This window comes from Streptomyces sp. NRRL S-495 (assembly GCF_000966955.1).
GTDB classification, from domain to species: Bacteria; Actinomycetota; Actinomycetes; order Streptomycetales; family Streptomycetaceae; genus Kitasatospora; species Kitasatospora purpeofusca.
This window is the reverse complement of the sequence record NZ_JZWY01000809.1, coordinates 1-3,739: the sequence shown is the minus strand read 5'-3', so window position 1 is coordinate 3,739 and position 3,739 is coordinate 1. Positions and strand designations below refer to the sequence as shown.

Below are 3,739 nucleotides of genomic sequence, written 5' to 3'. Positions count from 1 at the left end.
CGCCGGAGGCGAACCTCGCGGTGCCGCTCAGCGGCTTGCCCTTGCAGGGCGCGGCGGCCGTGCAGGTGGTGGCGTGGTCGGCGGTGTCGACGCGCCGCTTCTCCTCCTCCCAGCCGGTCATCGCCTTCTGGTCGGGCAGCAGCAGGGCGACCAGCGCGGAGTCGAGCAGGGCGGTGTCCGAGTCCGGCCCGGTGGCCGGCTGTCCGGCCCCACCGGTCCCACCCGCTCCGCCGGCTCCACCGGCTCCACCGCCCGAAGCGCCCCCGGTGGTGGCCCCGGTCGTCGTTCCGGCGGTCCCGGAACCGGTCCCGGCCGTACCGGCCGTACCGGCCGTACCGGCGGACGAGCCGCCCGCCGTCGCCGCCCCGGGCGTGGCCGCACCCGGACCGGTGGCCCCGGCCGCCGGGGTACCGCCGGCCGCCGCACCACCGGCGGCCGCGTCGCCCGACGGCGTGGCGGTCCCGGACCCGGCCGCCGCCGAGGGCGCACCGGTGCCCCCGGTGGCCGCGCCGGCCGTCGTCCCGGGGCTCGCCGACGCGCCCGCCGTGCCCTTCGCCGCGTTCTCGGTGCTCGTCGAGCTCCCGGAACCGCAGGCGGCCAATGCCGCCAGCAGCGCACCCGTCGCCGCCGCGGCGGCCACCTTCCGACCGGCCGTGCCCATGTGCACCCCTCTCGTGTCCGTGGCCCCTCAAGATAGACGCGGCCCCGGCCGACCGGTTCCCCGGGGCCGCCACCTCGGGGAACGGCCGCTCCGGGCGGGGCGGGCGAGGGCCGGAGGGGCGCTCCACCGGGACCGGAAGGGCGCTCAGCCGACGCCGGCCGGGTCACTCCCGGGGGCGCCCGGCGGCAGCGGCTCGACCCCCACCACCCGGCTGATCCTCGTCGGCTCGACCAGCACCACCCGGGACGCCCCAGCCGTACCGCTCCACACCGAGGTACGTGTGCGCCAGCCGGTCCATGTTCCGGACGGCCTCCTCGCCCTCCACGAACCGCACCGCCCGCCCCCGGATCTGCACCCGGTCGTACGGGTCCCGGGGGTCGGCGAGCGACAGGCAGACCCGCGGGTCCCGCCGCAGATTGCGCTCCTTGACCCGCCCCACGGAGGTGTTGAACAGCAGCAGATCCCCCTCCAGCCCCACCCACATAGGGCTCACATGCGGCGAGCCGTCGGCATTGACCGTGCCGACGTACCAGATGTGCCCCGCCTCGATCCGCTCACGGACGTCCTTCGAGATCTCGACCATGCGCCGAGTCTGCCCGCCCGCCCGGGCGCCACTCCCGCCCCTCGTACACGCACCTCACCCGGATCGCCCAGGGCACTCGGGTGAACACGCCCGGGACTCCACCCGAAGGGGTCACCCGCCGGGCCGGGGCTGCCGCCCTCCGGTGGCAGCGGGCGCCAGGGTGGTTGACGGTGAATCAGGCGCCCACTCCGCGAGTCCCCCGCCCGATGATGTGTCGGCGATCGCGGTACCGCGCCGGAAGGATCATCATCATGCGTTCTGCACGCACCCTGCTCGCCGGAGCAGCCGTCGCCGCCGTCCTCACCGTCGGTGCCCCGCTCGCCTACGCCGACGGCGCCGCCGACCAGGGCAAGAACCTCACCTGGCAGGAGAAGCAGGACAAGGCCGCCACCGCCGACGGCCAGAAGACCTGGGAGGAGAAGCAGCAGGGCTCCTCCAGCACCGAGGAGAGCAAGGGCTCCGAGGGCAAGAGCTACGAGAGCAAGGGCGAGGAGAAGACCCCGCACGGCGGCGTGCACACCGGTGGCGGCGGGCTGGCGCTCTCCGGCGGCGGCCTCGCCTCCGGCGCGGTCCTGCTGCTCGGCGGCCTCGGGGCGGGCGCGATCGCCCTGCGCCGCGGCCGCCGCACCGCCGACGCCGCCATCTGACCGCGCGCCGTTCCCGCCGCCTGCCCGTCGTGGCCCGCGCCCCGCGCGCCGGTCACGGCGGGGGCGTGCGGGGCGGCGCTCCGCCGTGTCCGGCCCGCGGCACCCCGAGCCCGGGCCGCTGAGAGGAGTACGAGCGACGATGGCCGGTCTGATCCCCGGTACGTCCCGGCTGCTGCGCGCGGGGATGGGCGCGGCCGCGGTCGGTCTGCTGCTGATCTACAACTCGGTGGACAGCGTCCCGGCGGAGGACGCGGCGGCCGCCGGGGCGTCCGCCGCACCGGGACCGGCACCGGGGTCCCCGGCAGCCACCGGCCCCGCCGCCCCGGCCTCCACCGCACCCGCGGCGGCCGGCCCGGCCCCCGCCGCGCCGGTCAAGGCGGCGGCGCCGCTGAAGCGCTCCAAGCCGACCAGGCTGCGGATCCCGCAGCTCAACGTGGACGCCCCCTTCACCGAGCTCACCCTGAGCCCCGCCGGCCAGCTCAACGCCCCGCCGCCGGACGACAAGAACCTGGTCGGCTGGTACCGCGACGGCGTCACCCCCGGCGAGCGCGGCGCCGCGGTGGTCGCCGGACACGTCGACACCACCAAGGGCCCGGCGGTGTTCCTGCTGCTCAGCCTGATGCTGCCGGGCAACAAGGTGGAGGTCCGGCGGGCGGACGGCACGGTCGCGGTGTTCTCGGTGGACGCCGTCGAGACCTTCGCCAAGGACGCCTTCCCCGACCAGAAGGTCTACGGGAAGACGCCCGACGCCCAGCTCCGGCTGATCACCTGCGGCGGCACCTACGACAAGAAGCGCCGCGACTACCTGGACAACGTGGTGGTCTTCGCGCACCTGGAGTCCAGCCGCAAGGCCTGAGCCCCGCTCCGCGACACACGCACACACGCACGACGCGGCCGCCGGTCCCCCCTCGGAAGGGGACCGGCGGCCGCGTCGTTCCGGCGGACCGGATCAGCCGCGCACCACGGCCTCGAAGGCGTGCAGGTACGGGTTGACCGGGCGCACCTCCCGGACCTCCAGCCCGGCCTCGGTCATCAGCCGGACCATGCTCGCCTCGGAGTGCTTGGCGCCGCCGACGTTGAGCATCAGCATGAGGTCCATGGCGGTGGTGAAGCGCATCGAGGGGCTGTCGTCGACGAGGTTCTCGACCACCACGACCCGGGCGCCCGGGCGGGCCGCCGCGACCACGTTCGCCAGCGTCCGGCGGGTGCTCGCGTCGTCCCACTCCAGGATGTTCTTGATGATGTAGAGGTCCGCGACGACCGGGATCGCCTCCCGGCAGTCACCGGGGACCAGCCGGGCCCGGTCGGCGAACGCGCCGCCCTCGCGCAGCCGGGCGTCGGCGCCCGCGACCACCTTGGGCAGGTCCAGCAGGGTGCCGTGCAGCGCCGGGTGCTTCTCCAGCAGGCTGGCGAGGACATGGCCCTGGCCGCCGCCGATGTCGACCACCGCGTCGATCCCGGTGAGGTCCAGGTAGGCCGCGAAGTCGGCGGCGGACTGCCGGCTGGAGGTGGTCATCGCCCGGTCGAAGACCTTGGCGGACTCGCCCCCGTCGCTGTGCAGGTAGTCGAAGAACTCCTTGCCGAACAGCTCGGGGAAGACATTGCGGCCGGAGCGCACCGCCTCGTCCAGCTTCGGCCAGGCCTCCCAGGTCCACGGCTCGGTGCACCACAGGGAGATGTAGCGGAGGCTGTTCGGCGCGTCCTCGCGCAGCAGCCGGGACATGTCGGTGTGGGTGAAGCGGTCGCCGTCGAGCTCCTCGAAGATGCCGTAGCAGGTGAGGGCGCGCAGCAGACGGCGCAGCTGGCGGGGCTCGGTGCCGAGCTCGGCGGCGAGGTCGGTGACGGGGG

At 75.4% G+C, this 3,739-nt stretch carries 4 protein-coding genes and 1 pseudogene; 2 read left to right on the top strand and 3 right to left on the bottom strand.

Translation table 11 applies throughout. The features are described 5' to 3' along the window. Both VR45_RS47425 and VR45_RS33935 read right to left on the bottom strand, forming a co-directional pair. A pseudogene (locus VR45_RS47425) lies at positions 1-661 on the bottom strand (hypothetical protein); the annotation flags it as partial. 163 nt (positions 662-824) lie between these two features. Further along, positions 825-1,244, bottom strand: a complete 420-nt coding sequence (locus VR45_RS33935) for a PPOX class F420-dependent oxidoreductase (protein WP_353612742.1) — start codon at positions 1,242-1,244, stop codon at positions 825-827. Positions 1,245-1,495: 251 nt separating this feature from the next. On the opposite strand from VR45_RS33935, the gene VR45_RS33930 reads away from it, so the two are divergent. Next, positions 1,496-1,891, top strand: coding sequence for a hypothetical protein (locus tag VR45_RS33930; RefSeq protein WP_045943752.1), 396 nt, complete (start codon positions 1,496-1,498; stop codon positions 1,889-1,891). 139 nt (positions 1,892-2,030) lie between these two features. Then, positions 2,031-2,747 carry a class F sortase gene (locus tag VR45_RS33925; protein WP_045943751.1) on the top strand — a complete coding sequence of 239 codons (717 nt, stop codon included), beginning with the start codon at positions 2,031-2,033 and terminating at the stop codon, positions 2,745-2,747. Positions 2,748-2,840: 93 nt separating this feature from the next. Here the strand turns inward: VR45_RS33925 and VR45_RS33920 are convergent. Further along, on the bottom strand, positions 2,841-3,739 hold an 899-nt coding region (locus VR45_RS33920; protein ID WP_045943750.1), incomplete at its 5' end, for a methyltransferase.